23 protein-coding genes are annotated in these 25,858 nt (G+C 50.2%); 6 read left to right on the top strand and 17 right to left on the bottom strand.

The window, feature by feature from the left end:
* Window positions 1-259: 259 nt before the first annotated feature.
* The 4 genes from ACZND6_RS07375 to ACZND6_RS07390 all read right to left on the bottom strand — a co-directional run bounded on the left by ACZND6_RS07375 (window position 260) and on the right by ACZND6_RS07390 (window position 4,339).
* The gene (locus ACZND6_RS07375; protein WP_008811673.1) at window positions 260-1,768 is read right to left on the bottom strand and encodes a tripartite tricarboxylate transporter permease; all 1,509 of its coding nucleotides are present in this window, start codon (window positions 1,766-1,768) and stop codon (window positions 260-262) included.
* 11 nt (window positions 1,769-1,779) lie between these two features.
* Complete coding sequence (locus ACZND6_RS07380; RefSeq protein WP_489524514.1) at window positions 1,780-2,250, bottom strand: tripartite tricarboxylate transporter TctB family protein; 471 nt, start codon at window positions 2,248-2,250, stop codon at window positions 1,780-1,782.
* Between the two features lie 64 nt (window positions 2,251-2,314).
* Window positions 2,315-3,298, bottom strand: a complete 984-nt coding sequence (locus ACZND6_RS07385) for a Bug family tripartite tricarboxylate transporter substrate binding protein (RefSeq protein WP_489524515.1) — start codon at window positions 3,296-3,298, stop codon at window positions 2,315-2,317.
* Between the two features lie 282 nt (window positions 3,299-3,580).
* Window positions 3,581-4,339, bottom strand: a complete 759-nt coding sequence (locus tag ACZND6_RS07390) for a cyclic nucleotide-binding domain-containing protein (RefSeq protein ID WP_008811676.1) — start codon at window positions 4,337-4,339, stop codon at window positions 3,581-3,583.
* A gap of 126 nt (window positions 4,340-4,465) precedes the next feature.
* Between ACZND6_RS07390 and hemN the strand changes: the two genes are divergently transcribed.
* Window positions 4,466-5,866, top strand: a complete 1,401-nt coding sequence (gene hemN / locus ACZND6_RS07395; RefSeq protein ID WP_489524516.1) for an oxygen-independent coproporphyrinogen III oxidase — start codon at window positions 4,466-4,468, stop codon at window positions 5,864-5,866.
* 192 nt (window positions 5,867-6,058) lie between these two features.
* Entirely contained in the window at window positions 6,059-8,686 is a 2,628-nt protein-coding gene (gene alaS, locus ACZND6_RS07400) for an alanine--tRNA ligase (protein ID WP_489524517.1), read from the top strand.
* Between the two features lie 119 nt (window positions 8,687-8,805).
* On the opposite strand, the gene galE is transcribed toward alaS, so the two are convergent.
* The 5 genes from galE to lpxK all read right to left on the bottom strand — a co-directional run bounded on the left by galE (window position 8,806) and on the right by lpxK (window position 12,681).
* On the bottom strand, window positions 8,806-9,825 hold the full coding sequence (galE, locus tag ACZND6_RS07405) for a UDP-glucose 4-epimerase GalE (RefSeq protein ID WP_008811679.1): 1,020 nt from the start codon (window positions 9,823-9,825) through the stop codon (window positions 8,806-8,808).
* A 72-nt stretch (window positions 9,826-9,897) separates the two neighbouring features.
* Complete coding sequence (gene adk, locus ACZND6_RS07410) at window positions 9,898-10,551, bottom strand: adenylate kinase (protein ID WP_155165817.1); 654 nt, start codon at window positions 10,549-10,551, stop codon at window positions 9,898-9,900.
* A 122-nt stretch (window positions 10,552-10,673) separates the two neighbouring features.
* On the bottom strand, window positions 10,674-11,432 hold the full coding sequence (gene kdsB, locus ACZND6_RS07415; RefSeq protein ID WP_279175242.1) for a 3-deoxy-manno-octulosonate cytidylyltransferase: 759 nt from the start codon (window positions 11,430-11,432) through the stop codon (window positions 10,674-10,676).
* A complete protein-coding gene (locus ACZND6_RS07420) occupies window positions 11,429-11,623 on the bottom strand; it encodes a Trm112 family protein (RefSeq protein WP_021867813.1) in 195 nt (64 codons plus the stop codon). The genes kdsB and ACZND6_RS07420 overlap by 4 nt, the downstream gene beginning before the upstream one ends.
* 11 nt (window positions 11,624-11,634) lie before the next feature.
* Entirely contained in the window at window positions 11,635-12,681 is a 1,047-nt protein-coding gene (gene lpxK / locus ACZND6_RS07425; RefSeq protein WP_008811683.1) for a tetraacyldisaccharide 4'-kinase, read from the bottom strand.
* A 484-nt stretch (window positions 12,682-13,165) separates the two neighbouring features.
* Here lpxK and xseA point away from each other — a divergent pair, with 484 nt between their 5' ends.
* Together xseA and ACZND6_RS07435 are read left to right on the top strand one after the other, a co-directional pair.
* The gene (xseA, locus tag ACZND6_RS07430) at window positions 13,166-14,899 is read left to right on the top strand and encodes an exodeoxyribonuclease VII large subunit (RefSeq protein WP_489524518.1); all 1,734 of its coding nucleotides are present in this window, start codon (window positions 13,166-13,168) and stop codon (window positions 14,897-14,899) included.
* 51 nt (window positions 14,900-14,950) lie between these two features.
* Window positions 14,951-15,535: a superoxide dismutase gene (locus ACZND6_RS07435; RefSeq protein WP_039896211.1), complete on the top strand. Its 585-nt coding sequence runs from the start codon at window positions 14,951-14,953 to the stop codon at window positions 15,533-15,535.
* Window positions 15,536-15,651: 116 nt separating this feature from the next.
* Here ACZND6_RS07435 and ACZND6_RS07440 read toward each other — a convergent pair whose 3' ends face one another.
* A complete protein-coding gene (locus ACZND6_RS07440) occupies window positions 15,652-15,999 on the bottom strand; it encodes a cytochrome c3 family protein (protein ID WP_008811686.1) in 348 nt (115 codons plus the stop codon).
* Between the two features lie 213 nt (window positions 16,000-16,212).
* Here ACZND6_RS07440 and ACZND6_RS07445 point away from each other — a divergent pair, with 213 nt between their 5' ends.
* Complete coding sequence (locus ACZND6_RS07445) at window positions 16,213-17,760, top strand: flavocytochrome c (RefSeq protein WP_008811687.1); 1,548 nt, start codon at window positions 16,213-16,215, stop codon at window positions 17,758-17,760.
* A 71-nt stretch (window positions 17,761-17,831) separates the two neighbouring features.
* Here the strand turns inward: ACZND6_RS07445 and ACZND6_RS07450 are convergent, their stop codons facing one another.
* The 7 genes from ACZND6_RS07450 to ACZND6_RS07480 all read right to left on the bottom strand — a co-directional run bounded on the left by ACZND6_RS07450 (window position 17,832) and on the right by ACZND6_RS07480 (window position 24,994).
* On the bottom strand, window positions 17,832-18,281 hold the full coding sequence (locus tag ACZND6_RS07450) for a DUF192 domain-containing protein (RefSeq protein ID WP_021867767.1): 450 nt from the start codon (window positions 18,279-18,281) through the stop codon (window positions 17,832-17,834).
* A gap of 63 nt (window positions 18,282-18,344) precedes the next feature.
* Window positions 18,345-18,548 (bottom strand): cold-shock protein, encoded by a 204-nt coding sequence (locus ACZND6_RS07455; RefSeq protein WP_008811689.1) that lies wholly within the window; start codon window positions 18,546-18,548, stop codon window positions 18,345-18,347.
* A 419-nt stretch (window positions 18,549-18,967) separates the two neighbouring features.
* On the bottom strand, window positions 18,968-19,414 hold the full coding sequence (gene dut / locus ACZND6_RS07460; protein ID WP_008811690.1) for a dUTP diphosphatase: 447 nt from the start codon (window positions 19,412-19,414) through the stop codon (window positions 18,968-18,970).
* Window positions 19,415-19,418: 4 nt separating this feature from the next.
* Complete coding sequence (gene coaBC, locus ACZND6_RS07465; RefSeq protein ID WP_149879654.1) at window positions 19,419-20,615, bottom strand: bifunctional phosphopantothenoylcysteine decarboxylase/phosphopantothenate--cysteine ligase CoaBC; 1,197 nt, start codon at window positions 20,613-20,615, stop codon at window positions 19,419-19,421.
* A 13-nt stretch (window positions 20,616-20,628) separates the two neighbouring features.
* Window positions 20,629-21,132, bottom strand: coding sequence for a signal peptidase II (gene lspA, locus ACZND6_RS07470; RefSeq protein ID WP_149879653.1), 504 nt, complete (start codon window positions 21,130-21,132; stop codon window positions 20,629-20,631).
* Window positions 21,132-24,002, bottom strand: a complete 2,871-nt coding sequence (ileS, locus tag ACZND6_RS07475; RefSeq protein WP_149879652.1) for an isoleucine--tRNA ligase — start codon at window positions 24,000-24,002, stop codon at window positions 21,132-21,134. The genes lspA and ileS overlap by 1 nt, the downstream gene beginning before the upstream one ends.
* 44 nt (window positions 24,003-24,046) lie before the next feature.
* Window positions 24,047-24,994, bottom strand: a complete 948-nt coding sequence (locus tag ACZND6_RS07480) for a bifunctional riboflavin kinase/FAD synthetase (protein WP_155165813.1) — start codon at window positions 24,992-24,994, stop codon at window positions 24,047-24,049.
* Window positions 24,995-25,197: 203 nt separating this feature from the next.
* Here ACZND6_RS07480 and purN point away from each other — a divergent pair, with 203 nt between their 5' ends.
* A complete protein-coding gene (purN, locus tag ACZND6_RS07485; protein ID WP_149879650.1) occupies window positions 25,198-25,848 on the top strand; it encodes a phosphoribosylglycinamide formyltransferase in 651 nt (216 codons plus the stop codon).
* Window positions 25,849-25,858: the final 10 nt, after the last annotated feature.

The following is a 25,858-nucleotide window of genomic DNA, read 5'->3' on the forward strand; positions in this document are numbered from 1 at the left end:
CGAGCCGGAACAGAAGACATGTTTGAGTCTTATGATTCTGAGAGAAATGTGATTGCTATTGGAACTACAGAAAATAAAATTCTCGCCCCGATTTTCAATCGAGAAGCGGGAACTCCTTGTCCGTGGACACCCTCTCCGAAAAATCGAAGAACCCTCACGATGCTGTCGTATCCAATCATGGACACTCGGCGACAGGCGACAAATTTTCCGCTCTAGACTAGAGTTTCAGATTAACAAAATCCTAGTCAGAGCGCAATGTTTAGTCTTCCTTGAACGCTACCTCGCGGCCTTTCTTAATACTCGGTAAGAGGATGAGCAGCAGCAGGAAGATGGCCATCATCAATAGGACGAGAGAGATGGGACGCGTAAAGAAGGTCGATGGGTCACCGCGAGAAAGAAGCATTGCTCTTCTGAGGTTTTCTTCCATCATTGGTCCGAGAATGAAGCCCAGGATCAATGGCGCTGGTTCACATTTCAGTTTTGCAAATAGGTAGCCAAGTGCACCGCAGATTATCGTGATGTAGACATCAAACGGATTGTTATTAATGGAATACACGCCGATACAGCAGAAAGTCAGAATCATCGGATAGAGCAAGCCGTAAGGAACGCGCAGCAACTGAACCCAAACGCCGATTAAAGGCAGATTCAAAATCACAAGCATCAGGTTGCCGATCCACATTGAGACAACTAAGCCCCAGAAAAGTGTCGGATTAGAGCTCATGACCTGAGGTCCCGGCGTGATGTTGTGAATCATCAGCGCGCCGATCATCAAAGCCATCGTAGCGTTGCAGGGAATGCCGAGCGTGAGCATCGGAATGAAGCTCGTCTGGGCGCCTGCGTTGTTGGCAGATTCCGGACCGGCAACACCGGCAATGTTGCCTTTACCAAACGGAGGATTGGCGTTTTTGCCGCCGACTTTCTTCTCAAGCGTATAAGAAGCAAAGGAAGCGAGCAGAGCTCCGCCGCCGGGAAGAATGCCGAGGAAGGAACCCAGCAAAGTGCCGCGCGTGATGGCAGGCGCGGCTTTGCATAATTCTTTTCGGCTCGGCCAAATGGAGCCGACCTTTTCTGTAATGGAATCGCGCGTTTCGCCTTTGGACAAATTCACGATAATTTCAGTGAATCCGAACAGGCCCATAGAAATGGCGACGAAATCGATGCCGTCCTGAAGTTCGGCAATGCCGAAATCAAAACGGAAAGTTCCGGAATTGACGTCTGCTCCGATGATGCCGAGAAGCAGGCCTAAGATGATCATGGCAAAGGCCTTCAGTACAGAACCGTTGGCAAGCACAACGGCGCCGACAAGACCCAGAACCATCAGGCTGAAATATTCGGCCGGACCGAATTTAAAGGCAAGTTCAATCAGAGGAGGTGCGAAAGCAGCGACCAAGATCGTTGCAAAGCAGCCTGCAATAAAAGAGCCGATAGCCGCAATGCCGAGCGCGGTGCCGGCTTTGCCGTGACGCGCCATCTGGTATCCGTCTAAGCATGTGACCACCGAAGCCGACTCGCCCGGAAGGTTAACCAAAATCGCGGTTGTGGATCCGCCGTACTGAGAGCCGTAATAAATACCGGCAAGCATAATCAATGCTGAAGTCGGATCGAGCGTGTAAGTGATCGGCAGGAGCATGGCGAGCGTTGCCACCGGCCCGAGTCCCGGAAGAACGCCGATCAAGGTGCCGAGCGTGACACCTAAGAAACAGTAGAGCAGGTTCTGCAGTGATAAAGCAGTGGCAAAACCGACGGCTAAATTATTTAGTAAATCCATAATTCAGCCCCTTAATTCGTGAGAAAAGCCGGCCAGATGGGCACGGTTAAATCCAGGCCGAGGACAAAGATCAGCCAAACGGCAACGCTTAAAAAGACGCAGAGCAAAAGGGTCCGAATCCAGAGGAAAGGACGGTTGCCGAAAGAAGATAAGAAAACCATCACGGCAGTCGCAGGGATGAGACCTGCAGGTCTGAGCAGTACGGCAAAAATCGTAACGGATCCTAGAATCACAAAAAAGTTGTACCAGTCAAACTTTCCGAACTTGCCGCCGTCTTCCTCAGAGCTTTTAAAAAGAACGGATTTCGCAGTGATCAAAAAACCAAGGAAAAAGAGAAAACCGCCGAGCAGCATCGGGAAATAGCCTGGACCCATGCGGAAGGCCGTCCCGATGTTGTAGTTGTAAACAGAGTAGAGGCAGAAAAAACTTCCGAAGGCCATGAACATCAAACCGGCCCAAAAATCTCTTTGATCCTTGATCATAGGTAAAACGAAATTAAGGAAGGCCGGAGGCCGGCCTTCTAGGTTGTACAAATTGAGCAAAGTATTAGTCTACTTTCGCTCCGCTGGTCTTCACAATTTCTTTGTATTTGACGAGCTCGGCTTTTACAAAGTCGTTCAGCTGAGCAGGTGTACCGGCTTTTTCAACGGCGCCCATCTTGTCGAAGCGTTCAGCCATGGGTTTGGACTTAATGGCTTTGACAAAAGCCTGGTTGAGTTTTTCAACAACTTTCGGATCCATCTTGGCCGGTCCGAAGAAGGCGTACCAAGTGGAAATATCGAATCCGGGGACACCGGCTTCGGCCATCGTCGGAACGTTCGGCAGAGAAGGTGCACGGAACGTTGTCGTCACGGCAAGAGGAATCAATTTGCCGGCTTTGATGTTGGCGCTGGCAGAAGCCAGGTTGTCAAAGATCATCTGAGTGTCGCCGCTCAAGACGCTCATCTGAGCAGCTGCGGCGCCCTTAAACGGAATGTGAACGATCTTGATGCCGGTTGCGTTCTTTAAGAGTTCGCCGGACATATGGCCAGCAGAACCGTTGCCGCCGGAAGCATAATTAATAGCGTCCGGGTTCTTCTTGGCATACTCGATTAAATCTTTAACGCTCTTGATGCCTGTCTTTTGAGAGAATTCCGGTGTAATGACCAGAACGTTCGGTGTCTGAGCAATCAGCGTAATCGGAGTGAAGTCCTTGATGGGGTCATACGGCAGTTTGCTGAAAAGGTTGGGGTTTACGGCATGTGTTGCCAGAGCGCCCATGACGATGGTCTTGCCGTCCGGAGCTTGTTTTGCAACGTAGTCCACGCCGATGTTGCCGCCGGCGCCGGGTTTGTTTTCAACAATGATGTTGCCCAGGTCATGACGAGCTTCTTCAGCGACGGCACGGGCTGTGACGTCCAAAGGGCCTCCGGGAGGATAAGGAACAATAATACGAATAGGATCTTCAGCAGCGAAAGGAGGGAATGCTACGCAGCCTAATGCTGCAGCTCCAAGGGCACAGACGGAACGTCTAGTAAATTTGATTGTCATTTTTTACCTTTCTCATTTGTGGTTATCGGGTAGAGTTAACTACCTTTCTAGCATTCTATGAAAAAATCGGAGCAAAAACAGAAAGTTGACCACGAATTCTCATTTTCATCAGGGTAAGGGAGCATAATTTCTCGATTATTTCTAAATAAACGAGAAAATTAAGTCATGCTTGGACGGCATTGTGCAAAATAAATCCAAAGAGGAGCGATGAAAGCAGCTTACTCGTTTTTCCTGATCTTCAAGATTCAAGTTTCATGAAGCGTTAAGCACGGAGTCTTAGCATCATTCCTGAGATGTTTTTCTCTTGGCGCGCCCCGATTCCTTCGCGACGGCTTTCAGTCCTTCCAAGTTGATGATGCGAACGTGTCTTTGATTGATTTCAATCAGGTTCAGTTCATCGAAATGGGTGAGCGTTCTGCTGACGGTTTCGAGTTTGAGACCTAAGAAACTGCCGAGTTCTCCTCGAGTCATTCTCAGGACGAATTCGCTTTTTGAGAATCCTCGGGCTTCAAACTTTCTCGCAAGATTCAGCAGGAAGGAAGCAAGCAGCTGGGTTGAGTTGGTGCAGCCGAGAATGAGCAGGTTTTGATGCGCAGCGACGATTTTTCTTCCGAGCAGAAGACGAAATTGGCGCGCGATTTTTAGATCTCGGTCGCAAAAAGCTTCGAGTTCACGATAGCGCAAAGAACAGATTTCACTGTCCTCAAGGGCCGTGACGGTGCAGATATGGTATCCGGTGGGGATCGCTTCTGCGCCGAGCACTTCTCCGGTCATGTGGAAGTCGGTGACTTGTTCGCTGCCGTTCTCGTTTAGAACGGAGCTTTTAAATGAACCGAGCCTGGTGATGAAAAGCGTATCAAGGGGGTCGCCGGCTCTGAACAGTATTTCGCCTTTAGGAACTCTTCTTTGGGAGACGATATGAGAGGAAAAAATTTCTGTTTCTGCGTCATTTAGATCGGCAGACAGGCAGAAGTGCCTGAGATAGCAGCCGGCACAGCCGGCGCGATTTGCCGATAAAGATTGCGTGAAATTAGAAGCCATTTTCTCTAAATACTGTTATAAGAGGCAAAAAAGCTTTGCGGCCTTTGATGATTTGAGATAATTTCGCCTGTTGCAAAAATAATAACAGAACCTAGAAAAATCAAAAATTTTTTAAAAGGAACCCTGATGGAAACACAAGGAAAACTGAACGTTGAGTTCCCGGATCTTGAACTGCTCCAGAGATTCGATGTTCCGGGCCCAAGATATACCTCTTATCCCACCGCGGATAGATTTACCAAAGAATTCGGCGCCGAGGACTATAAAAAAGTGCTTAATGCCCGCGGTACCGGCGACAATACGGCTGATTTATCTTTGTACGTCCATATTCCTTTCTGCGCGAATGTCTGTTTCTTCTGCGGCTGCAATAAGGAAGTGACCAAAGACCATTGCCGCTCCAAAGAATATCTGGAAGTTTTGAGCAAGGAGTGCGAACTGGTTTCGGCTCAGATCGGCGGCAACAAAGAAGTCGTTCAGCTTCATTTCGGCGGCGGCTCTCCGACTTTCCTGAACAATGAAGAAATTTTCCAGGTGATGGACATTATTCGTTCTCACTTCACGCTGGCGCCGGATGCAGAAATTTCCATTGAAGTCGATCCTCGTTCGACCCCTGTCGACAAGGTTGAAGTTTTGGCCAAAGCCGGTTTCAACCGTATGAGTATCGGCGTTCAGGACTTCGATAACCGAGTTCAGATTGCAGTCAACCGTGTTCAGCCTTTCGAAATGACCAAAGCCGTCCTTGACGCCGCTCGTGCCAACGGCTTTAAGTCCATCAACATGGACTTGATCTACGGTCTTCCGTTCCAGTCCCGCAAGACCTTTGAAATGACTCTGGACAAAGTGATCGAACTTTCTCCGGATCGTATCGCGCTCTATCACTTTGCTCATCTGCCCGAGCACTTCAAACCGCAGAGGCGTATCAATGCCGAAGACCTTCCGAGCACACCGGAAAAAGTCGGCATCATGATGGACGCTATCAAACGTTTGAGCGCCAACGGCTATCACTTCATCGGTATGGATCACTTCGCCAAGGTTACCGACGAACTCGCCAAGGCTCAGGAAAACGGTACCCTGCAGAGAAACTTCCAGGGCTATTCCACTAAGCCGGAATGCGACATGGTTGCGCTCGGCGTTTCTTCCATCAGTAAGGTCAACGGCTGTTATGCCGCCAACCCGCGTGATCTGGAAAGCTACTATGCAGCGATCCGCAGCGGCAACTTGGCCACCAACCGCGGTTATCTCTTAAATGACGACGACCGCCTGCGTGCCAAAGTCATCATGGAACTGATGTGCCAGTTCAAAGTCGTTAAGGCCGACATCGAGAAGAAATTCGGCATTAACTTCAATGAATACTTTGACTTTGAACTGAACAATCTCAAGCACTTTGAGGCCGAAGGTCTGGTTCGTCTGGAGCCTGACTTTATCGAAGTCACTCCGAAGGGCAAACTGCTGGTGAGAGCCGTAGCGATGAACTTCGATCGTTATCTGCGTGAGGACGAAAGAGTTCGCCGTTACTCCCGTATCGTTTAATGTCGAATTACGACACAGTTTCTTTTAGAAATTGAAGACAAAAAGCGAGCCTGGACACTGATAAAAAGGTGCTCAGGCTTTCTTGTTTTACCGTGGAAATCCGCGGTCTAAAAAGGCGGATGCAGAGAGCCTTCTGCTAAAATACCGCGGTTACACATTGCTGTTTCGACAGCTTACTTTGAGAAAATATAAATGTTCACTGCATCAGAAATACGATCTACGTTTCTGAAGTTCATGGAGTCTAAAGGACACACTATCGTCGCTTCCAGCCCGGTAGTCCCCGGTGACGACCCCACATTGCTGTTTACCAACGCAGGTATGAACCAGTTCAAGGATGTTTACCTTGGCTTTGACAAGCGTCCCTACACACGTGCGACGACCAGTCAGAAATGTGTTCGTGCCGGCGGCAAGCACAATGACTTGGAAAACGTAGGCTATACCGCTCGCCATCACACATTCTTTGAAATGCTTGGCAACTTCAGCTTCGGAGATTACTTCAAGCGTGACGCCATCAAGAATGCCTGGGAGCTTCTTACCGAACACTTCAAACTCCCTCCTGAAAAACTCTGGGTGACCGTGTACGCCGAGGACGACGAGGCTTACAACATCTGGAATAAGGAAGTCGGTATCCCTGCCGATAGAATCGTTCGTATCGGCGACAACAAGGGCGCTCGTTTCGCTTCCGACAACTTCTGGATGATGGGCGACACTGGCCCCTGCGGTCCTTGCTCTGAAATTTTCTATGACCATGGTCCCTCCGTTGCCGGAGGCCCTCCCGGAAGCCCTGACGAAGACGGCGACCGCTACATGGAAATTTGGAACCTCGTGTTCATGCAGTTCAACCGTGATGAAAAAGGCGTGATGCACAAGCTGCCCCGTCCCAGCGTGGATACCGGCATGGGCTTGGAACGTATTTCCGCCGTTCTTCAGGGTGTTCATTCGAACTACGAAATCGACCTGTTCCAGAACCTCATGAAGGCCGTCATTGATGAAGTTAAGGCTGCCGGCGCAGAGGACGTTGATCCGAACAGTCCTTCCGTTAAGGTCATTGCCGACCACATTCGTGCCTGCACGTTCATCATTGCCGACGGTGTTGTTCCGGGCAATGAAGGCCGCAGCTACGTTCTGCGTCGTATTGCTCGCCGCGGTATGCGTCACGGCTTTAAGCTCGGCGCCCGCAAGCTTTTCTTCAGCAACTTGGTTAAAGCCGTTGCCAAAGAAATGGGCGACCAGTACCCTGAAATTCGTAATCCGCATATTCAGGAAGTTTTGCGTCAGGAAGAAGTTCGCTTTTCTCAGACCCTGTCCAAAGGCTTGGATATCCTTAATGAAGCTCTGGCTTCCGGAACCAAGATCCTGGGCGGTGACGTTGCATTCAAACTGCATGACACCTACGGCTTCCCTGTTGACCTGACTGCCGACGTCTGCCGCGAAAAGAATGTTTCCGTTGACTTTGAAGGCTTTGATGCCTTGATGGAAAAGCAGCGTGAACAGGCTCGCGCCAAGGGCAAATTCAAGATGGCTCAGGGCCTCGAATACGAAGGCAAACCGACTGAATTCTTAGGTTACGACACGCTGACGGTTCAGGCCTGCCGCGTCGAAGCCATCTATAAAGACGGCGCCCCCGTGAAAGACGCCGAAGCCGGCGACGAAGTCGTTGTCGTTTTTGACCGCACTCCGTTCTATGCAGAAAGCGGCGGTCAGATGGGCGACAAAGGTACGTTCAAGAACAAGACAACGATCCTTAAGGTTGACGATACATTCAAGATCAAGGCGAATGTCTTCGGTCATATGTGCTATGTCGCCGAAGGCGAAGTCAAGGTGGGCGACCTCTTCAGCGCTCAGGTCGACGAAGAAAACCGCGAAGCAACTGCCCGCAACCACTCCGTGACGCACTTGATGCACAAAGCACTGAGAGAAGTGCTCGGTGCTCATGTTCAGCAGCGCGGCTCCATGGTTAACGGCGACAGAACCCGCTTCGACTTTGTCCACACCTCTCCGATGACTCGTGAACAGATCAACGAAGTCGAAGACATCGTGAACAAAGAAATTCTCCGTAATGCACCGACTCAGACCAGAGTTATGCCGATCGACGAAGCTAAGAAGACCAACGCGGTCATGCTCTTCGGAGAAAAATACGGTGAAAACGTTCGCGTTCTGAACATTGGCTCCAGCTGCGAACTCTGCGGCGGTACACACGTCCAGAGAACCGGTGACATCGGTATGTTCAAAATCATTTCCGAATCCGGTATTTCCGCCGGCGTGCGTCGTGTTGAGGCCGTGACGGGTATGGCCGCTCTTCACTACGCTCAGAACCAGGAAGAGATCATCCGAGAAGTGGCTGAAGAACTCAAAGCTCCGGCTCTCGAAGTTGTCTCCAAGGTTGTGGACACCGTCGAACATCTGAAACGCACGGAAAAAGACTTGAACGCTTTGAAGGTCAAGTTTGCCCAGGCCGGCGCCGCTCACGTGGCTTCTCAGGCTCAGGATGTCAATGGCGTCGCGGTTCTTGTAACCGAGATGAAAGGCATCGAAACCAAGGAACTTCGCAATTCCGTTGACGGTCTTAAAGATCAGCTCAAGAGCGGCGTGATCGTTCTGATCAAGTCTGAAGACGGTAAAGCCAGTGCTGCGGTCGGTGTGACGAAAGATCTCGTCGGCAAGATCAAAGCCGGCGATGTGATGAAGTTTGTTGCTGAGCAGCTCGGCGGTAAAGGCGGCGGACGTCCTGACTTTGCTCAGGGCGGCGGCGCAGCGCCTGCCGACATGAACGCTCTGCTCGGTAAGACCAGAACGTTCATCACAGAAAAGCTTGCCTAATCAGCTTTTCTGAACGGAACTAAACCGTTGCGAAACCTCCGGATGAAAGTCCGGAGGTTTCTTTTTAGGAGTGAAAAGAAAAGGCCCGCAAATGCGAGCCTCATCAAGTCTTAACCGGATTAGTCCGGATACCCTTCCGGATTCATCTGCTGCCAGCGCCAGGTATCTTCACACATCTTCTCGATGCCGCGCTTAGCCGTCCAGCCGAGAAGCTTCTTGGCAAGCTCGGGGTTGGTCCAATAGGCAGCCTTGTCGCCGGCACGACGAGGGCAGATCTCGTAAGGAATATGTTTTCCGCTGGCTTTCTCAAACGCCTTAACGAGCTCGAGCACAGTTGTGTTGCCGCCGGTACCGAGGTTAACAGTCAGCAGCTGCGGTTTGCCGTCTAAAACTCTCAGAGCGTCTAAATGTCCTTCAACAAGATCCTGTACGTGGATATAGTCGCGGGCGCCGGTGCCGTCGCGAGTCGGGTAGTCATTTCCGAAAACTTTCAAAGAAGCGCGTCTGCCGACGGCAACTTGGGAAATGAAAGGCATCAGATTGTTCGGAATGCCGTTCGGATCTTCACCGATTAAGCCGGATTCGTGTGCGCCGACCGGATTGAAATAACGAAGGATGGCGATTGACCAATCAGGCTCGGCTTTGAAAGTCTTGCGAAGAACTTCTTCAATCATCCATTTGCTCAGACCGTAGTTGTTGATCGGAGCAAGCGGAGTGTTCTCATCAAATTCATCGTAGCCAGGATCGCCGTAAACGGTGGCGGAAGAGGAAAAAACAAACTCTTTAACACCGAACTTCTTCATGACGCGAAGCAGAACAATAGTTCCTTCGACGTTATAAGAAAAGTAAAGCAAAGGATCGGTTTCTGACTCGCCGACGGCCTTACGGCCGGCAAAGTTAATGACGGCATCGATCGGGAAATCCGCGAACAGCTTCTCTAAAGCCTTTTCGTCACGGATGTCACCGCGTACCAGTGTCGGACGTTTTCCGGTGATCATCTCAATGCGGTCTACGACGGCAGGCTTGGAATTGCTGAAGTTATCGAAAATGATCGGCTCCATGCCGGCTTCGATCAGGCGCACAACCATGTGGGAGCCGATGTAGCCGGTGCCGCCGGTAACAAGAATGTGTTTTTTCATCGTCCGCAAAAAACAAAAATTGGCGCTCCGCCCGAAGGCGGATGCCAAATAATCATTAAATAGAGCTAAAAATTATCTATCAAGTGCATCGAAAATACGGCGGCTGACTTCATTGACGTCGCCGACGCCGTCGATCTTGATGTATTTTGTCTTGCTGTCGCCCTTAGCAGCCAGGCTCTGGTAGAAACCGACCAGTGCTTCAGTCTGAGTGTGATAGACCTCAAGACGCTTCTTAACGGTCTCTTCCTTGTCGTCCGGACGCTGAATCAGAGGTTCGCCGGTCACGTCGTCAACACCTTCAACCTTAGGAGGATTGAATTTAACATGGTAAGTACGGCCCGAAGCAACGTGCACTCTGCGGCCGCTCATACGTTCAAGAATGACCTCGTCGGGAACGGCGATTTCAACAACGTCATCGATGGGAATACCGGCTTTAACCAAAGCTTCGGCTTGAGGAATTGTGCGAGGGAAGCCGTCAAAGAGGAAACCGTTCTTGCAGTCCGGTTTTTCCAATCTTTCTTTGACCAGGCCGATGATGATGTCATCGCTGACCAGTTCACCTGCATCCATAATCTTCTTGGCAGCTAAACCGAGGGGAGTCCTGGCCTTCACTGCAGCTCTGAGCATGTCACCCGTAGAAATCTGAGGGATCCCGTAATGTTCACAAATACGGGCTGCTTGCGTACCTTTACCGGCACCGGGAGCTCCGAGAAGAATTAAGCGCATGAATGGCTCCTTTAATAATTAAGAATGTAAATTTAAATTTTGTGCCTTATTGCCCGTAATTTCAAGCTGTCCGAATGGATGAAAACCCAGCAACCGCTTGATCTTCGAAAATAAAACTCGAGTTATTTTTTCTGTAAGTAAGCGCGTACGGCTTCCAGATCTGAGAGCGTGTCCACGCCGGGAGGAATTTCTTCCTCGAAAATGTCTACAGCGATCTTGTAGCCGTTGTAAAGTGCGCGAAGCTGCTCCAGACTTTCCCAGCTTTCCAGATCCGATTTCGGAAGCTGAGGATAAGCTTTCAGGAAGGCGCAGCGGTAACTATAAATACCGACATGGCGCAGGCCGAGATCCCTCGGGAGCGCGTTGCGGTCTTTTGCGAAGCCGTCGCGATCCCAGGGAATCGGTGCGCGGCTGAAATACAGCGCCGAGCCGTTTTTGTCGGCAACGACTTTCACAACGTTGGGATTAAAGAATTCTTCCGCCGAATGAATACGAATGGCAGCCGTTCCCATGCTGCAGTCCGAGCGGTTCATCAGAAGTTCTGCAACATTCTTGATGACTTTCGGAGGAATTAGGGGTTCGTCCCCTTGGACGTTCACGATGATTTCATCATCGGGGATTTTGCAGACTTCGGCCGCTTCGCAGAGGCGGTCGGTGCCGCAGGCATGATCTTTACGCGTTAAACAGGCTTCGATGCCGTTGGCTTCACAGGCTTTGAGAATCAGTTCATCGTCAACCGCGCAGATCACACGGGAGGCGCCGCTTTTTAAAGCCTGTTCGGCAACGCGCACGATCATCGGCTTTCCGCAGATGTCGGCAATGGGTTTATTGGGCAGACGGGTGCTGGCTAAGCGAGCAGGAATAATGACGGTAAAGCTCATTTTTTGTCCAGTTCCTCGATTTCTTCTTCCTTCATTTCTCGAGCTTCAGTCGGGACCATGCAGGGGATGCCGTCAATGACGGGGAAGGCCTTCATGTCGGAACGGCAGTAAAATTCTTTTTTCTTTTCGTTCCAAAGTAGCGGACCCTTACAGAGAGGGCAAACTAAGATTTCAGTGATTTTTGCGTCCATAAGCATTCCGTTTAGAGTTGCTGAGCAGCTTCTTTGCTCTTTTTAGCTGCAGCGGTGATTTTCTTCTCGACAAAATCAACCAAGAATTTATCGAGCTTGGTTTCCAGCGGAACCACAAAAATGCGCTCGTCGTTTTTCAAATCGGCGTGTTTACGACATTTGACGGCATCTTTTTCCGTGATAAAGATGAGGTCGGCTTCGCAGTCTTTAAAAGGATTCTTGGAATAGTCGTAATGGTCCGGAAGAGCAATCGGGCGCACTTCCAATCCATGAGCCTTCAGCATGGAGAAGAATCTTTCCGGGACGGCAATACCCGCCATCGCGACGGCCTTCAAACCCTTTTTAAACTGCATTCTCGAAAGCGTATCCAAAGAAACGATTTCGCCGGTGGCGTAATTGACTGCGTTTGTGAATCCGCTTGTCGCAACGTAGCGCGGAGTAGAAGACGTCACGATATCTTCTGTGGCGTTCAATACAATCGCGTCGACTTCATCGAGACGGGACGGCGGTTCACGCAGCGGACCGGCCGGAAGAACCCAGCCGTTTCCTAAACCGCGGGCTCCGACGACGGCTAATTCGACATCTCGATGGAGTGAATAATGCTGAAGTCCGTCGTCGCTGATGATGACATTGACAGTCGGGTAGGCTTTCAGTAAAGCTTCAGCGGCTTCAACACGTTTCGGACAAACAAACGTCGGGGCATCCGTAGCCTTTTTAATCAGCAAAGGTTCATCGCCGACGATATCAGGATTGCTGTCGAGGCGAACTTCAACCGGAGACTCTGCTTTGCCGCGGTAGCCGCGGGAGATAACACCGGGATTCCAGCCGCGTTCTTTCAGATCTTTGACTAAAGCGATGGTGACCGGAGTTTTTCCGGTTCCTCCGACATAAATATTGCCGACGACTACGACAGGCACTCCGACTTTAACAGGCACGGTTTTGCGACGCCGCGAGGCTGCCATGGAGAGAAAAACCGCAGAAGCGGGCAGAAGCAGCCAGGATATCAGTCCTTTGCGATCCCACTGTTTATGCAGAAACGTTTCTAGTTGTACTTGCATTGCCGTGAAGCAAAAAATAAAAGATTATTTTAACGTGATAGCGGTAAAAACTGCCGATAACTCATTAATTCAGCGTAGGCTTCCTAACGTGTCGATCTGCATCTGAAAGTTACAAAACCTAGGTAAAACCTTTACTTCAAAAGTCAATAGTATTTTGGGCAAAACACAAAATAATTATTTGCCGAGTACTCAAGAAGTTATGAAATTTAGAGGTCCTTTCATTGTTAATAACTTTGTGAATAACTCGGTGAGAAGTGACTTAATTTCATGACGAAAAAGCAAAAAAAGAATTGCCAGGGAGGTAATTTAACAAAATAAATTTCTTTTAAATCAATAAATTAATAATTTCTCTCATTGAAAAGAAAAATTTTTGTTCTTCAAATTCGGATTGTTGAAAATGTGAATAAAATTGTGAGTAACTTGTGAAGCAAAAGGAAATTTTGCAATCTCACTCGCTCCTTGTATTTAGCACGTAAACAATAAAATGACCGATAAAGCCTTCTCTGTCACGCAGTTTGTTGACATCGTTAATTTGTCATTTGAGCAGTTTGAATCAGTGGCTGTTGAAGGGGAGATCTCAACTTCAACAAAAGCCTCGAGCGGACACTGGTATTTTTCAATTAAAGACGAAGAAGCGGTTCTTTCCTGCGCGATGTTTCGGGGGAAACTTTACTCCGTGCGCGGTGTCTTCAAGGTTGGCGACAAAGTTCGAGTCACAGGAAAACCGAATCTTTATCCCGGAAGCGGGAAATTAACATTTATTTGTTCGAAGATTGAAGCTGCCGGGGAGGGAAAACTCTATGAACTTTTCCTTCGTTTAAAAAATGAGTTGACAGCCTTAGGCTGGTTCGATCAAAGCCGAAAGAAAGCGATCCCTCGGGTGCCTCGTACGATCGGAATTATCACCAGCAGAACGGGCGCCGCACTGCAGGACGTTATGAATCGTCTGAGGGCGCGTGCACCTTACGTTAGAGTCCTCCTTTATCACACGGCCGTCCAGGGAAAGGGTGCCGAAGCCGAGATCGCTCAGAGAATCAATAAAGCGAACCAGGACAACAAAGCAGATGTTTTGCTTCTGGTGCGGGGGGGCGGATCTCTCGAGGACTTATGGTGTTTTAATGAGAAGATCGTCGCTGAGGCGATCGTCAATAGTCATATTCCGATTATTTCCGGCATCGGTCATGAGACCGATACAACTATTGCGGATTTTGCTGCGGATTTTCGTGCGCCGACTCCGACCGGAGCGGCCGAGGCAGCCGCGGAAAAACAATCTGTTTTGTTTTGGAAAATAGATTCGGCCTGGGTTCTTCTGCATCGCTCATTCGAGAACCAATTCAATCGGGCGCTTCAAGATGTGGAAAATGAATCGCGTCCTTTTGAAAATCCTCAAGCTTTTTTAGAAACGTTCCGCCATCGCCTCTCTGCAGTCTCTCATCTTCAGCGTCCTGTGCTCGGCTACTATCGCCAAAATCTGAACTCTTTGAAATCCAGACTTCAGCTGGATATGCAGAACTTTCTCTCTTCCTCGCTTGAAAGAGAAAAATTTGCCGCTCGCTACTTTATTTCTCCGAGCCGATTCATCGAACCTTATGAAAAAAGACTCCAAGCGGCCTCTCCGATCCTAAGGCTGGATACTGCTGCGATGAGAAGCCGAATCGATTTGATTTTCAGCTCCATAAACACGGCGCAAAGTGCATGTCTGAGAATGAATAGGGCAGAACTAGGAGTCGCAGAAGAAAATCTCCAGGCTGAGATGGACGTAAAAATCCGTTCGGCAGGTGACGCACTCCGGTTAGCAGCACCTCAGATGACATATGCCTTTGCATCTCAGGGTTCAAGGTGCAATGAACTCTTTGCAATGATCTCCGGGGTTGTACAGTCAACGATCGCTGCCAACCGAAAGGTACTTCTGAAAGAGTCTTCCTGGTTGAAGAGATCTCGTCCGAAATTGGACCGTAGGCCTTTGAATGCGGCATGCAATACCGTGCGCAGCAGCCTGATCCAAAAGTTTGAAAGGGACACAATTCGTCTGCGCAGTCTGGAGCAGGTCTGGGAGCTGCTGGATCCTTCGAAGCAAATCCGCGGCAACAGCGCCTTTATCTATCGCGGCGGCAAGCCTGTGATGTCCGTCAGTGAGCTGAAGGAAGGTACGGATATTGAGGTTATGATGAAGGACGGAGCTTTTGTTGCTCGAGTTGGGGAGATAAAGAAGGACTAAGGGTGTCTGCGTACCATAATGGTCTGCACAAGAATTAAGGAGATTAAAGCTATGGCATTTACAGTACCCCCGCTTCCTTTTGCAATGGACGCTCTTGAACCGTATATGAGCTCCAAGACACTTTCCTATCACTACGGCAAGCACAACAAAGCTTACAACGACACACTGAATAACCTCATCAAAGGCACGGACTATGAAACGATGCCTTTGGAAGAAATTATTCGTACGACACAGAGCGGCCCGATTTTTAACAATGCGGCTCAGTGCTACAACCACACATTCTTCTGGAATAGCTTAAAGCCGAACGGCGGCGGTCAGCCCACAGACGTGATCGCATCGCAGATTAACGCCAAATGGGGCAGCTACGACGCCTTTGCAGATGCCTTCACAAAGAGCGCCGTCGGTAACTTCGGTTCCGGCTGGACCTGGCTGGTTGAAAAAGAAGACGGCACACTTGATATCGTCAATACAAGCAACGCCGGCACACCGATCACCGGAACAGACTCTCCTCTGATCACCTGCGACGTTTGGGAACATGCATATTATCTTGATTACTACAATATGCGCGTCACCTTTGTTCAGACGTTCCTGCAGCATCTTGTGAACTGGGATTTCGCTGCAAAGAACTACAAATAATCGTTTGACGATTTCGTCCCGTAAACACACGGGATGAAGACAAAAAAAGAAAGCGGGGCCGGACTTAATGTCCGGCCTTCGCTTCTACAAACCAAGGAGAAATCAAATAGGTTCCGTTAATTAGGATTGAACTTGAACTGCGGATGACATTCGGCGCAGTAGTTCACGGGTGCTTCATGCTGCAGATGGCATAAGGTGCATTCGCCGTTATGCGGAGCTTTATGCGGATTTACCGGGCCGATAGCTTTGGTCTTTTCGATCAGAGCGTCTTTTTGATGGCACTTCAGACAGGTTTCCTGATCAGGATATTCAGGACTTTTTCCGTCCGGACCGTGACAGGAAGCGCAGGCCATGCCGTGAGCAACGTGGCGATCGGCGCCGAACTTCGGAGCCTCGGCAGAAAAGGTCGAGGACATCGTGAAGAGGGCAGCAAGAACAACCAGTAGAGATGCTGTTTTTTTCATAATCTTCTCCGATAGGGATTTTTAAATTTCCGATGTTTTGCGATTTCGTTTTTTCTATTATTGAAGGTCGCTCTTCGCTTTTCAATCTGTACCAAGGTACATGTACCAAAGTACATATTCGACTTTTTTGAACTTTCCTAGACTGTGCTCATCGGATCAAATGATCCACGGTTTCAAAACAAAATTCCTTTAAATCCTTTCGGAGAAAATAAGATGAGTACCAATCGCCGTGACTTCCTTAAACTTGCAGGTGCAGCCGCTGCTGCCATTACTTCCACCGCTGCCGCACACGCCGGAGTCCCTGCTTCTTCCGTTGCTAAATTTGATGACGAATATGACGTCGTCATTATCGGTTCCGGTTTTGCCGGCATGGCCTGCGCACTGAAAGCCGGCCAGGCAGGCAAGAAAGTTCTGATCCTCGAAAAAATGCCGACTGTCGGCGGCAACTCCGCAATCTGCGGCGGCAACGTCGCTTGCCCGGTCAACCCCGTCCAGGCTGCCCAAGGCATCAAAGACAGCAAGGAACTCTTCATTGCCGACTGCTTGAAAGACGGTCTGGGTATTAACTACCCGAACCTGCTCGGCACGATCGCCGACCGCTGCAATGACACCATCAAGATGGTTGTGGACTGCGGCTGCGAATTCGTCCCCAACAAGATGCTCTTCGAAGCCGGTCACTCCGTTCCTCGTTCTTATGAAATCAAGGCCGGCACCGGATCCGGATACATCATTCCGATGCATAATGAACTCAAGAAGCTCCCCAACGTCAAGATCATGACGCGTGCCAAGTTCGATGATTTCATCCTGGACGAAAACGGCCGAGTCGTCGGTGTGACCTATCGTAAAGGCTATCGCTTCGACTCTAAACTGCAGAGCGACGATATTGAAAACAAGAGCGGCCGTCCCGCTACTGTTAAAGCAAAGAACGGCGTGATGCTGGCTGCCGGCGGTTTCTCCCGCGACATCTTCTTCCGTCAGGCTCAGGATCCCCGCGTTGTTCCGACCACAGACTCCACGAACCAGCCGGGTGCTACTGCCGGCGTGCTGATCAAAGCTTTGGGCATCGGCGCTCAGCCTGTTCAGCTTTGTTGGCTGCAGTTCCTTCCGTACTGCAACCCGCGTGAAAAAGGTTTCGGTGTCTCTGTTAACTTCACCAACCACGCCTGCATGGACTTAGGCCTGGTCGTTGACAGAAAGACTGGCAAACGCTTCATGGACGAACACGCCGGCCGTAAGATCAAATCCGACGCTCTGTTCAAAGTCATCGGCACCGACGAAAACTATCCGATTGCGATCTGCGACGACGCCATTGTTAAAGCGATCAACCCGTCCTTCGTTAAGCTTCCTTTGGAAATGGGTACGGTTAAGAAGTTTGACACACTCGAACAGCTGGCTGATGCCTTCGGTATCCCCAAACAGGCCCTTCTGGACGAAGTCGCTAAATTCAACGGCTACGTTAAAGCCAACGATGACAAAGACTTCCACCGCATCCTTACGTTCAACAAGGGGCTCGATGTTTCCAAGGCTCCGTTCTACGGCATTGAAGTCAGCCCGAAGATTCACCACACCATGGGCGGCGTGATGATCAATGAAAACGCAGAAGTCATTTCTGCCAACACCCACAAACCGATCCCTGGCCTCTATGCCGGCGGTGAAGTAGCAGGCGGTGTGCACGGCGCATCTCGTTTGGGAACCGTGGCAGTTATCGATGCTTTGACATTCGGTATGATTGCCGGCGAAAACTTCGCCAAGATGCAGTAATTTCTCAGGAGGGAGGTTCGGTGAATAAGCCGAACCACGGCCGGAGCAGACAATAGGTTTGTTCCGGCTTTTTAATTTGTTTGGCGCAGCTGGGGAAGGCGAGAGATCTTGTCTCCGGGTTTGACATGATTTTTCTCAAACCAAGATTCGTTCATTTCCAGTGCGTAAAACGCTTTCGCTTTGCTGCAGTGGATATCAAGTGTCAGCGGCTTCATTTCCTCAATATTAATAATGAAGCCGTCTTTATCGATGAAGGCAACGGAAAGCGGGATGAGGGTGTTTTTCATCCACATGCAGACAGCGTCGCTGCGGTCCATGACGAAGAGCATTCCGGAATTTTCCGGCAGATGTTTGCGGAACATCAGACCTTTTTCCCGGTTGGCGTTGTCGGCGGCAACTTCGACAGGAACCGTGATGCCTTTCACCATGAGTTTGAGCGTATCGGCTGCGCAAGCATATTGCACGCTCGAGAGAAGTACAAAAGCAGCGGAGAAGAGGGCAATTCTGATATTCGGTGTCATGATAAAAGCGGAAAAATAAAGGAGCTCCGAGAGCTCCCTTCGTTTAATCAAAAACGAATTTTATTAGGCGGGTTTGATGTTGTCAGCCTGTTTGCCTTTTTCGCCTTCTTTCAGGTCGAATGTGACACGCTGGCCTTGTTTCAACGTCTTGAAACCATCCATTTTAATTGCAGAGAAATGGGCGAAAAGATCTTCGCCGCCGTCATCGGGAGTGATAAATCCATATCCCTTAGCGTCGTTAAACCATTTCACGGTTCCTGTTGCCATATTTAAACTTCTCCAAAAAACTGACGGCGATGTCCATTACTCTCACGCGCCTAATACTAAAAACGGTTGTCGAACTCTGTGAGCAAGACGAGTGACTGTTACATTCTTATGGGATTGTAAATAAATGTCAATTAGTAAATTTCGCATATAAAAGAAATACAAATTACAGCAAAGGAGGGTAACTTATTGTATTTTCTCTTATAAAGGCGGTTTTCTCGGGGCAGAGTGCTTATATTATCAAGATTGAAATTTTTCCTCTTTCGTAAAAAACGTTGCAGTTACACCACAAGTAATAGCCGAATCTGTAAGAGTTGTAAAAATTTTACCCGTGCATTAACTGAAATTGACACGTTGACGATGCTCGCTAAGGAGACAAAAAAGCCGACATTTCAGCCGGCTGGATAAGTTTGTTTTTGGTCTTAATGACGACCTGAAGAACCGAAACCGCCGGTTCCGCGTTCCGTGGCGACAAATTCGTCGACCACTTCAAAAGTCGGCTGAACGACTGGGACAATAACTAGCTGGGCAATTCGTTCCATTGGCTCGATGGTGAAGGGTGTCTGAGAACGGTTCCAGCAGGAGACCATTAATTCGCCCTGGTAGTCCGAGTCAATAAGTCCGACTAAGTTGCCGAGCACTATGCCGTGTTTATGACCGAGACCCGAACGAGGGAGGATTAAAGCTGCATAACCGGGATCGCCGATGTAGATCGCAAGACCGGTTTTGATGAGCTTGGTTTCACCGGGCTGGAGGACCAGCGGTTCATCCATCACGGCACGAAGATCTAATCCGGCAGAGCCGAGCGAAGCGTAGCTTGGCATTTTTTCGCGGATCTTCGGATCCAAAATCTTAATTTGAAGTTTCATAGGATTAAATCACTCTCTTTTTAAGAAGGTCGGCAAGGGCTTCAATAATCTCTTCGGCAAGTTCGGCTTTAGAACTGAGCTCTTTGGCCTCGATTCCGTTTTTGGTGACAAAAGAAGCCTGATTTTGGGTACTTCCGATCGCAGACGCCGGATTGACGACAATCATATCCGCCGCTTTAGAGTCGAGCTTCTTGCGTGCGTTTTCAGCAAGATTGTCTGTCTCGGCAGCAAAACCGATAACCGCCGAGCACAGGCCGGAATGGCCGACATAGGAAAGAATGTCGGGATTTTTAATAAGCTTGATCGTTAATGTATCCTGACCTTTTTCCTTCTTGAGTTTGCTTTCCGAGTATTCGACCGGACGCCAGTCGCCTACCGCAGCGACGCCGATAAAGGTATCGGGCGTGTGTTCAGCCAGTTCTTTTTTGACTGCCTCAAACATCTCTTGAGCCTGCCGAACGGGGATAACCGCTGCTTTGTCCGGGTAGGACACGCAAACCGGACCGCTGACAATCGTGACCTCGGCGCCGGCGCGAATTGCAGCGGCAGCAATAGCAGCTGCCTGTCGCCCGGAAGATCCGTTGGTGATCCCTCGAACCGGATCAAAAGGCTCAAATGTCGGGCCCGCAGTCATTAGGACTTTCTTTCCGGAAAGGATCGAAGGTGTAAAAAAGGCTTCAACATCTTCCAGAATTTGTGCCGGTTCCCGCAGACGTCCCTCACCGACATCTCCGCAGGCCTGGTTGCCGGCTTCCGGACCGGAAAACAGAACGCCATCCCCTTTTAGGGTTCGAACGTTTCGAACCGTCGCCGGATTTCTCCACATCTGCACGTTCATAGCCGGGCAAAGCATCAGCGGACACTCCCGTGCAAGCAAGGTGCTGGAAACCAAGTCGTCGGCAATACCGTTAGCTGCTTTCGCGATGATATTGGCCGTTGCCGGAGCGACGACGATAAGATCCTTATTCTTGCGAAGAGAAATATGCGGAAGCCGCATTTTAGGATCCCACATATCCTCGGCGACCGGCTTCCCGCTGAGTGTCTCAAACGTCAGCGGTCCCACAAACTGCGCGGCCGCCTTGGTCATCATGACTTCTACATCAGCGCCGGCTTTAACCAGCAAACGCAGAAGCTCACAGACTTTGTATGCGGCGATTCCGCCTGTGACGCCCAAAAGAATACGTTTCCCCTGAAGAGACATTTTCAATCTCCGATTAATTCTTCTTTCCGAAGAACTCAGCCAGGACCACAATGCCGGCGCCGCAGCAAATGCAGATATCGGCGACATTGAAAGCCGGCCAATGATAGGAACCTAAATGAAAGTCTAAAAAGTCTACGACGACACCGATGGTGAAACGGTCCCAGGCATTGCCGAGTGCGCCGGAAAGAACGAGAGCGAGCCCGAGGCAAAGAAATTTGCGGGCGCTGTTGCGGGCAATGATCACGCAGATCACCAAACTCACAATGATGGCAAGTCCTGCAAAAAGCGGACGCTGCCAGCCGCCGGCATCGGCTAAGAAGGAAAAGGCCGCCCCGCTGTTGTACGCGACGACCAAGTTAAAGAAATCCGTGATTCGATCGACATCGCCTGTAATAAGGCGATGCTGAATCCAGTTTTTGGTCCACTGATCGAAACCGGTCAATGCCAGTGCAAAAACCAGCCAGCCCAAAAGGGCCGGCCAGTTCCACTGTCTAACGGAAGAGACAGTTCTTCTCATTAGGCAAAACGTCTGGTTTCAGGCGTGCCGAAAAGGTTGCCGACGCAGCGGCAGCACAGTGTCGGGTAGTTCTTATCTTCACCGACGCTTTCTTTGTACTGCCAGCAGCGTTCGCACTTTTTCGCTTCGCTGGGTTTCACAGTGATCACACGCTCAGGGCTGACGCCGTCAAGCGTGACTTTGCTGGTAATCATGACGAAGGCTGCTTCGTCGCCCAAACCCTTGATCAGGTCATATTCTTCCTGCGGCAGCTTCAGAGAAACTTCAGCCTGCAGAGAAGAGCCGATCAGACCTTTTTCACGCTGACGTTCGATTTCCATCTGAACGTTGGAGCGCAGATCGCGGATGATGGACCACTTGTTGAGCAGTTCAACGCTTTCCTTCACATTCGGAAGCTCGGCAAAACGCTCGACAAAAATTGTGCCCTTGTTTTCCGGATTGAAGACGGCGTAAGCCTCTTCAGCGGTAAACGAAAGCACCGGAGCCAGCAGCTTCAGGAGTGCATCGGTGATGTACCACAAAGCAGTCTGAGCGGAACGGCGTGCGGCGCTGTCCGGAGCCGTCGTGTAGAGACGATCCTTCAGAATGTCTAAGTAGAAGCCGCCCAAGTCACCGCTGGCAAACAGCTGCAGGGCAGCGTAAGCAGTGTGGAATTGGTACTGGTCATACTTATCCAGGATTTCTTCCTGAAGCGCCTTCATGCGGGCAATGGCCCAGCGGTCCAGTTCAACCATTTCTTCCACGGGGACGGCATCCTTCTTGATGTCGAAGTCGCTGGTGTTGGCGAGCAGGAAGCGGATCGTATTTCTGAAGCGGCGATAGGCGTCAACGGTGCCCTTCAGGATCTTTTCGCCGAGAGAAATTTCTCCGGTGTAGTCAGAAGAGGCAACCCACAGACGAAGGATTTCGGCACCGTACTTGTCGTTGATTTCAGACGGAGCAATGACGTTGCCGAGAGACTTACTCATCTTGCGGCCTTGTTCGTCAACGGTGAAGCCGTGGGTCAGAAGTCCTTTGTACGGAGCACGGCCGTCGATGGCACAGCCCGTGAGCAGAGAAGAATGGAACCATCCGCGGTGCTGGTCGCTGCCTTCAAGATACAAGTCAGCCGGATAAGTCAGCTTATCGGCGTGAGAACCCCTCATCACGGTCATGTGGGTTGTACCGGAGTCAAACCACACGTCGAGCGTGTCTTTGGACTTCTCGTACATTTCCGCTTCAAGATCCGTAAGTTCGGTCGGTGTCAGACGAGTCCAGGCTTCGATGCCTTCTTTTTCAACGATGTCGGCAACCTTGTTAAGGATCTTCATCGTTTCCGGATGCAGTTTGCCGGTTTCCTTATGGATGAGGAAGGGCAGAGGAACGCCCCAGTTTCTCTGACGGGAAATACACCAGTCAGGACGGTTGGCGATCATGTTGTGCAGACGGACTTCGCCCCACTCGGGAACGAACTGGGTTGCTTCAACTGCTTCTAAAGCCGTCTTGCGCAGAGGATCTTTCGGATCGTTTTCGTTGACGACGCCCTGAGTATCGGCATTGGCCTCGTCCATGCGGATAAACCACTGGTTGGTGGCGCGATAGATCAGAGGAGTCTTATGACGCCAGCAGTGCATGTAGCTGTGGACGATTTCGCCGCGGGACAGCAGATTGCCGGTAACGGCGATGGTATCCAAGATCTTGTTCTTGGCTTTCCAGACGTTTAAGCCGCCGAACAGCGGAAGAGAAGCGGCGTATTCGCCGTTGCCCTGAACCGGATTCAGAATCTCGTCGTTGGTGAAGCCGGCGCTCTTGCAGGAGATGTAGTCATCGACACCGTAAGCAGGCGCAGAGTGGACGATACCGGTACCGGAAGTGGACTCGACGTAATCAGCCAGAAGGACCGGAGAGAAGCGATCGTAGAAGGGGTCGAGCGTTGCCAAAGGATGTTTGAAGCGGATACCCTTGAAGGCTTCGCCTTTTGCCTTGGCGATAACTTTGCCTTCCATGCCGTAGCGCTTGAGGGCTTCTTCGTAGAGGCCTTCGGCGAGGATGAAGTTATGGTTCGGAGTTTCAACGAGAACGTACTCCAGATCCGGATGCATGTTCAATGCCTGGTTGGCAGGAATGGTCCAGGGTGTCGTTGTCCAAATAACGACGGCGGTCGGTTTTTCCAGTTTGACGCCGAAGACGTCTTCGAGCTTGCCTTTGTCCTCGTCGGAGATCGGGAAAGCAACGTCTAATGTCGGAGACTGACGGTCCTTATATTCAACCTCGGCTTCAGCTAAAGCGCTCTGGCAGTCGAAACACCAGTTCACGGGTTTCAGGCCGCGGTAGATAAATCCTTTGCCGAGAATTTCGCCTAAAGCACGAATTTCTTCGGCTTCGGTTTCCGGACGCATGGTAAGGTACGGATCATTCCAGTCGCCGAGCACGCCGAGCCTCTGGAAGCCGGCCATCTGTGCCTTCACTTGCTCTTTGGCATAAGCACGGCACTTGGCCATGACTTCTTCTTTAGGAAGATTCTTACCGTATTTCTTTTCGATCTGAATTTCAATCGGCATACCGTGGCAGTCCCAGCCCGGTACGTACGGAGCATCAAAGCCTTCCAGCGTTTTGGATTTAAGAATGATGTCCTTCAAAATCTTGTTGACTGCGTGGCCGACGTGAATGTTTCCGTTGGCATAGGGAGGGCCGTCATGCAGAAGGAAGCGTTTTTCGCCTTTGCGTGCGGCACGAACTTTACCGTACACATCCTTTTCCAGCCATTCTTTAATCCAGGCCGGTTCGCGCTTGGGAAGATTGCCGCGCATCGGGAACGGTGTGTCAGGCAAATTCAGAGGATATTTTTTATCTTCAGCCTGAGGCTGTTTTTTCTGAGAAGAATCAGTCATGTTAGTCCTTGGCCCCCTCGGGCTCTTCAAGGGTTAATCGAAAATCAGATACGAAGTCCTAAGATCTGTTTGGCTTTGAGCTGATCATCGGCAATCGCTGCACGGAGTTCTTCAAGAGAACCGAACTTTTTCTCATCCCGAATCTTGGAGAAGAATTCGACCTTAACATCCTGGTCGTAAAGATCACCGTGGAAATTGAAGAGATGAGTTTCCAGAAGATACTCGCCGTGATCGTCTACCGTCGGTCTTCTTCCGACACAGGCCACGCCTTCAATCGGACGAGGTCCGATACCGTGCGCTTTGACGGCATAAACGCCTTCAATGGCAGGTTTGGCCTTGGAATGCGGCGGCAGAATACGCTGATTGATCGTCGGGAATCCGAGCGTGCGTCCGAGCTGTTTGCCGTGGAGAACCCGGCCGCTGATCATGTAAGGACGTCCTAACATGTAGTTGGCAGTCGGAATATCGCCTTCGGCTAAAGCATGGCGAATGCGGGAGCTCGAGATCGGCGCATGCGTGTGATAGAGCATCGGCATGGGATGAACTTCGAAGTGAAATTCTTTTCCCAGCTGCTCCAAAAGCTTGATGTCGCCGGCGCGTTTGTCGCCGAAACGGAAATTTTCTCCGACGGTCACCCAGCGGGCATGAAGTCCGTCCACAAGGATTTCCTTCACAAAGTCGTAGGGAGAGAGCGAAGCTAAATGTTCGTTAAAGCGAAGAATGTAAACACGTTGGATACCGCAGGCTTCGATGGCTTCCACTTTATCGTGCAGACTCGAGATACGGCGCGGAGCGTCTTCGGGATTAAAAAATTCGCGCGGATGAGGTTCGAAAGTTAATACGGCCGGGCAGAGCAGTCTGGCGTGCGCTGCTTCAACAACTTCATGAAGAAGAGCTTGGTGGCCGCGGTGAACTCCGTCGAAGTTTCCGATGGCAACCGCACAGTCAAGCCGTTCTTCAGGACTCGGCAGTCCCCTAAAAACCTTTTTCATCCTTAATGTTCCGTGAACAAATTAATCAGTTTCAAAAACAGAATTCGGACACGAGAAAAATGGTCCGAACCACTGATTATAAAAGACGCTCGGCGAAGGCTCCGACGGATGAATATGAAAATTCTTGTTAGAAAAGCCTTTTCTTTCAAAACCAACGGAGAACAGTGGCAAAATCTCGGTATTCATTACGAACACATCCGATCATGTCTAAAAATATCGTTGTCTTAATCTCAGGAAGAGGCAGTAATTTCAAAGCGGTTTACGAGCGTTCCGTTCAGGAAAATTGGCCGGAGAAATACGACGTCCGAATTTCCGGCGTTATCTCCAACCGCCCGGAAGCCGGAGGGCTCACTTTTGCAAAGGAAAACAACATTCCTTTTAAAGTGATTGATCACAAGGAATTCCCTACCCGCGAAGCTTTTGAAGAAGAGCTGGTCAAGGCCTGCGAGGATTTCGATGCCGACCTTATCGTTTTGGCCGGCTTCATGAGAGTTTTGACGCCGCTGTTCGTTAATGCATTTGAAGGAAGAATTCTTAACATTCATCCTGCACTGCTTCCGATGTTCCCCGGACTTCATACCCACGAAAGGGCGTTAGAAGCCGGAATTCGAATTCACGGTGTTACTGTTCACTTTGTGTCGGCAGTATTAGACGGAGGTGCAATCGTAGGACAGGCTGCAGTGCCCGTTCTCGCAGGTGATACATCGGATGAATTGGCGGCGAGGGTTTTGAAGCAGGAACATATCCTCTATCCTCGCGCCGTGCGTCTTGTTGCCGAAGGAAGAGTCAGGTTAGAAAACGGTAGAACGATTATGGATAGAGAAGCAAGTCAGGAACTTGCGATTCTCGGCTGATCCGCTCTGC

It is taken from the genome of Parasutterella sp. (assembly GCF_057870745.1).

Coding starts and splice junctions, on each gene's coding strand:
- lspA (WP_149879653.1), bottom strand. CDS start 21,132: ATGAGAAGAACTGTCTCTTCCGTTAGACAGTGGAACTGGCCGGCCCTT.
- ACZND6_RS07480 (WP_155165813.1), bottom strand. CDS start 24,994: ATGAAAAAGGTTTTTAGGGGACTGCCGAGTCCTGAAGAACGGCTTGAC.
- ACZND6_RS07445 (WP_008811687.1), top strand. CDS start 16,213: ATGAGTACCAATCGCCGTGACTTCCTTAAACTTGCAGGTGCAGCCGCT.
- alaS (WP_489524517.1), top strand. CDS start 6,059: ATGTTCACTGCATCAGAAATACGATCTACGTTTCTGAAGTTCATGGAG.
- ileS (WP_149879652.1), bottom strand. CDS start 24,002: ATGACTGATTCTTCTCAGAAAAAACAGCCTCAGGCTGAAGATAAAAAA.
- ACZND6_RS07440 (WP_008811686.1), bottom strand. CDS start 15,999: ATGAAAAAAACAGCATCTCTACTGGTTGTTCTTGCTGCCCTCTTCACG.
- adk (WP_155165817.1), bottom strand. CDS start 10,551: ATGCGCTTAATTCTTCTCGGAGCTCCCGGTGCCGGTAAAGGTACGCAA.
- kdsB (WP_279175242.1), bottom strand. CDS start 11,432: ATGAGCTTTACCGTCATTATTCCTGCTCGCTTAGCCAGCACCCGTCTG.
- ACZND6_RS07435 (WP_039896211.1), top strand. CDS start 14,951: ATGGCATTTACAGTACCCCCGCTTCCTTTTGCAATGGACGCTCTTGAA.
- dut (WP_008811690.1), bottom strand. CDS start 19,414: ATGAAACTTCAAATTAAGATTTTGGATCCGAAGATCCGCGAAAAAATG.
- xseA (WP_489524518.1), top strand. CDS start 13,166: ATGACCGATAAAGCCTTCTCTGTCACGCAGTTTGTTGACATCGTTAAT.
- ACZND6_RS07380 (WP_489524514.1), bottom strand. CDS start 2,250: ATGATCAAGGATCAAAGAGATTTTTGGGCCGGTTTGATGTTCATGGCC.
- ACZND6_RS07455 (WP_008811689.1), bottom strand. CDS start 18,548: ATGGCAACAGGAACCGTGAAATGGTTTAACGACGCTAAGGGATATGGA.
- coaBC (WP_149879654.1), bottom strand. CDS start 20,615: ATGTCTCTTCAGGGGAAACGTATTCTTTTGGGCGTCACAGGCGGAATC.
- ACZND6_RS07375 (WP_008811673.1), bottom strand. CDS start 1,768: ATGGATTTACTAAATAATTTAGCCGTCGGTTTTGCCACTGCTTTATCA.
- hemN (WP_489524516.1), top strand. CDS start 4,466: ATGGAAACACAAGGAAAACTGAACGTTGAGTTCCCGGATCTTGAACTG.
- purN (WP_149879650.1), top strand. CDS start 25,198: ATGTCTAAAAATATCGTTGTCTTAATCTCAGGAAGAGGCAGTAATTTC.
- ACZND6_RS07385 (WP_489524515.1), bottom strand. CDS start 3,298: ATGACAATCAAATTTACTAGACGTTCCGTCTGTGCCCTTGGAGCTGCA.
- ACZND6_RS07420 (WP_021867813.1), bottom strand. CDS start 11,623: ATGGACGCAAAAATCACTGAAATCTTAGTTTGCCCTCTCTGTAAGGGT.
- ACZND6_RS07450 (WP_021867767.1), bottom strand. CDS start 18,281: ATGACACCGAATATCAGAATTGCCCTCTTCTCCGCTGCTTTTGTACTT.
- lpxK (WP_008811683.1), bottom strand. CDS start 12,681: ATGCAAGTACAACTAGAAACGTTTCTGCATAAACAGTGGGATCGCAAA.
- ACZND6_RS07390 (WP_008811676.1), bottom strand. CDS start 4,339: ATGGCTTCTAATTTCACGCAATCTTTATCGGCAAATCGCGCCGGCTGT.
- galE (WP_008811679.1), bottom strand. CDS start 9,825: ATGAAAAAACACATTCTTGTTACCGGCGGCACCGGCTACATCGGCTCC.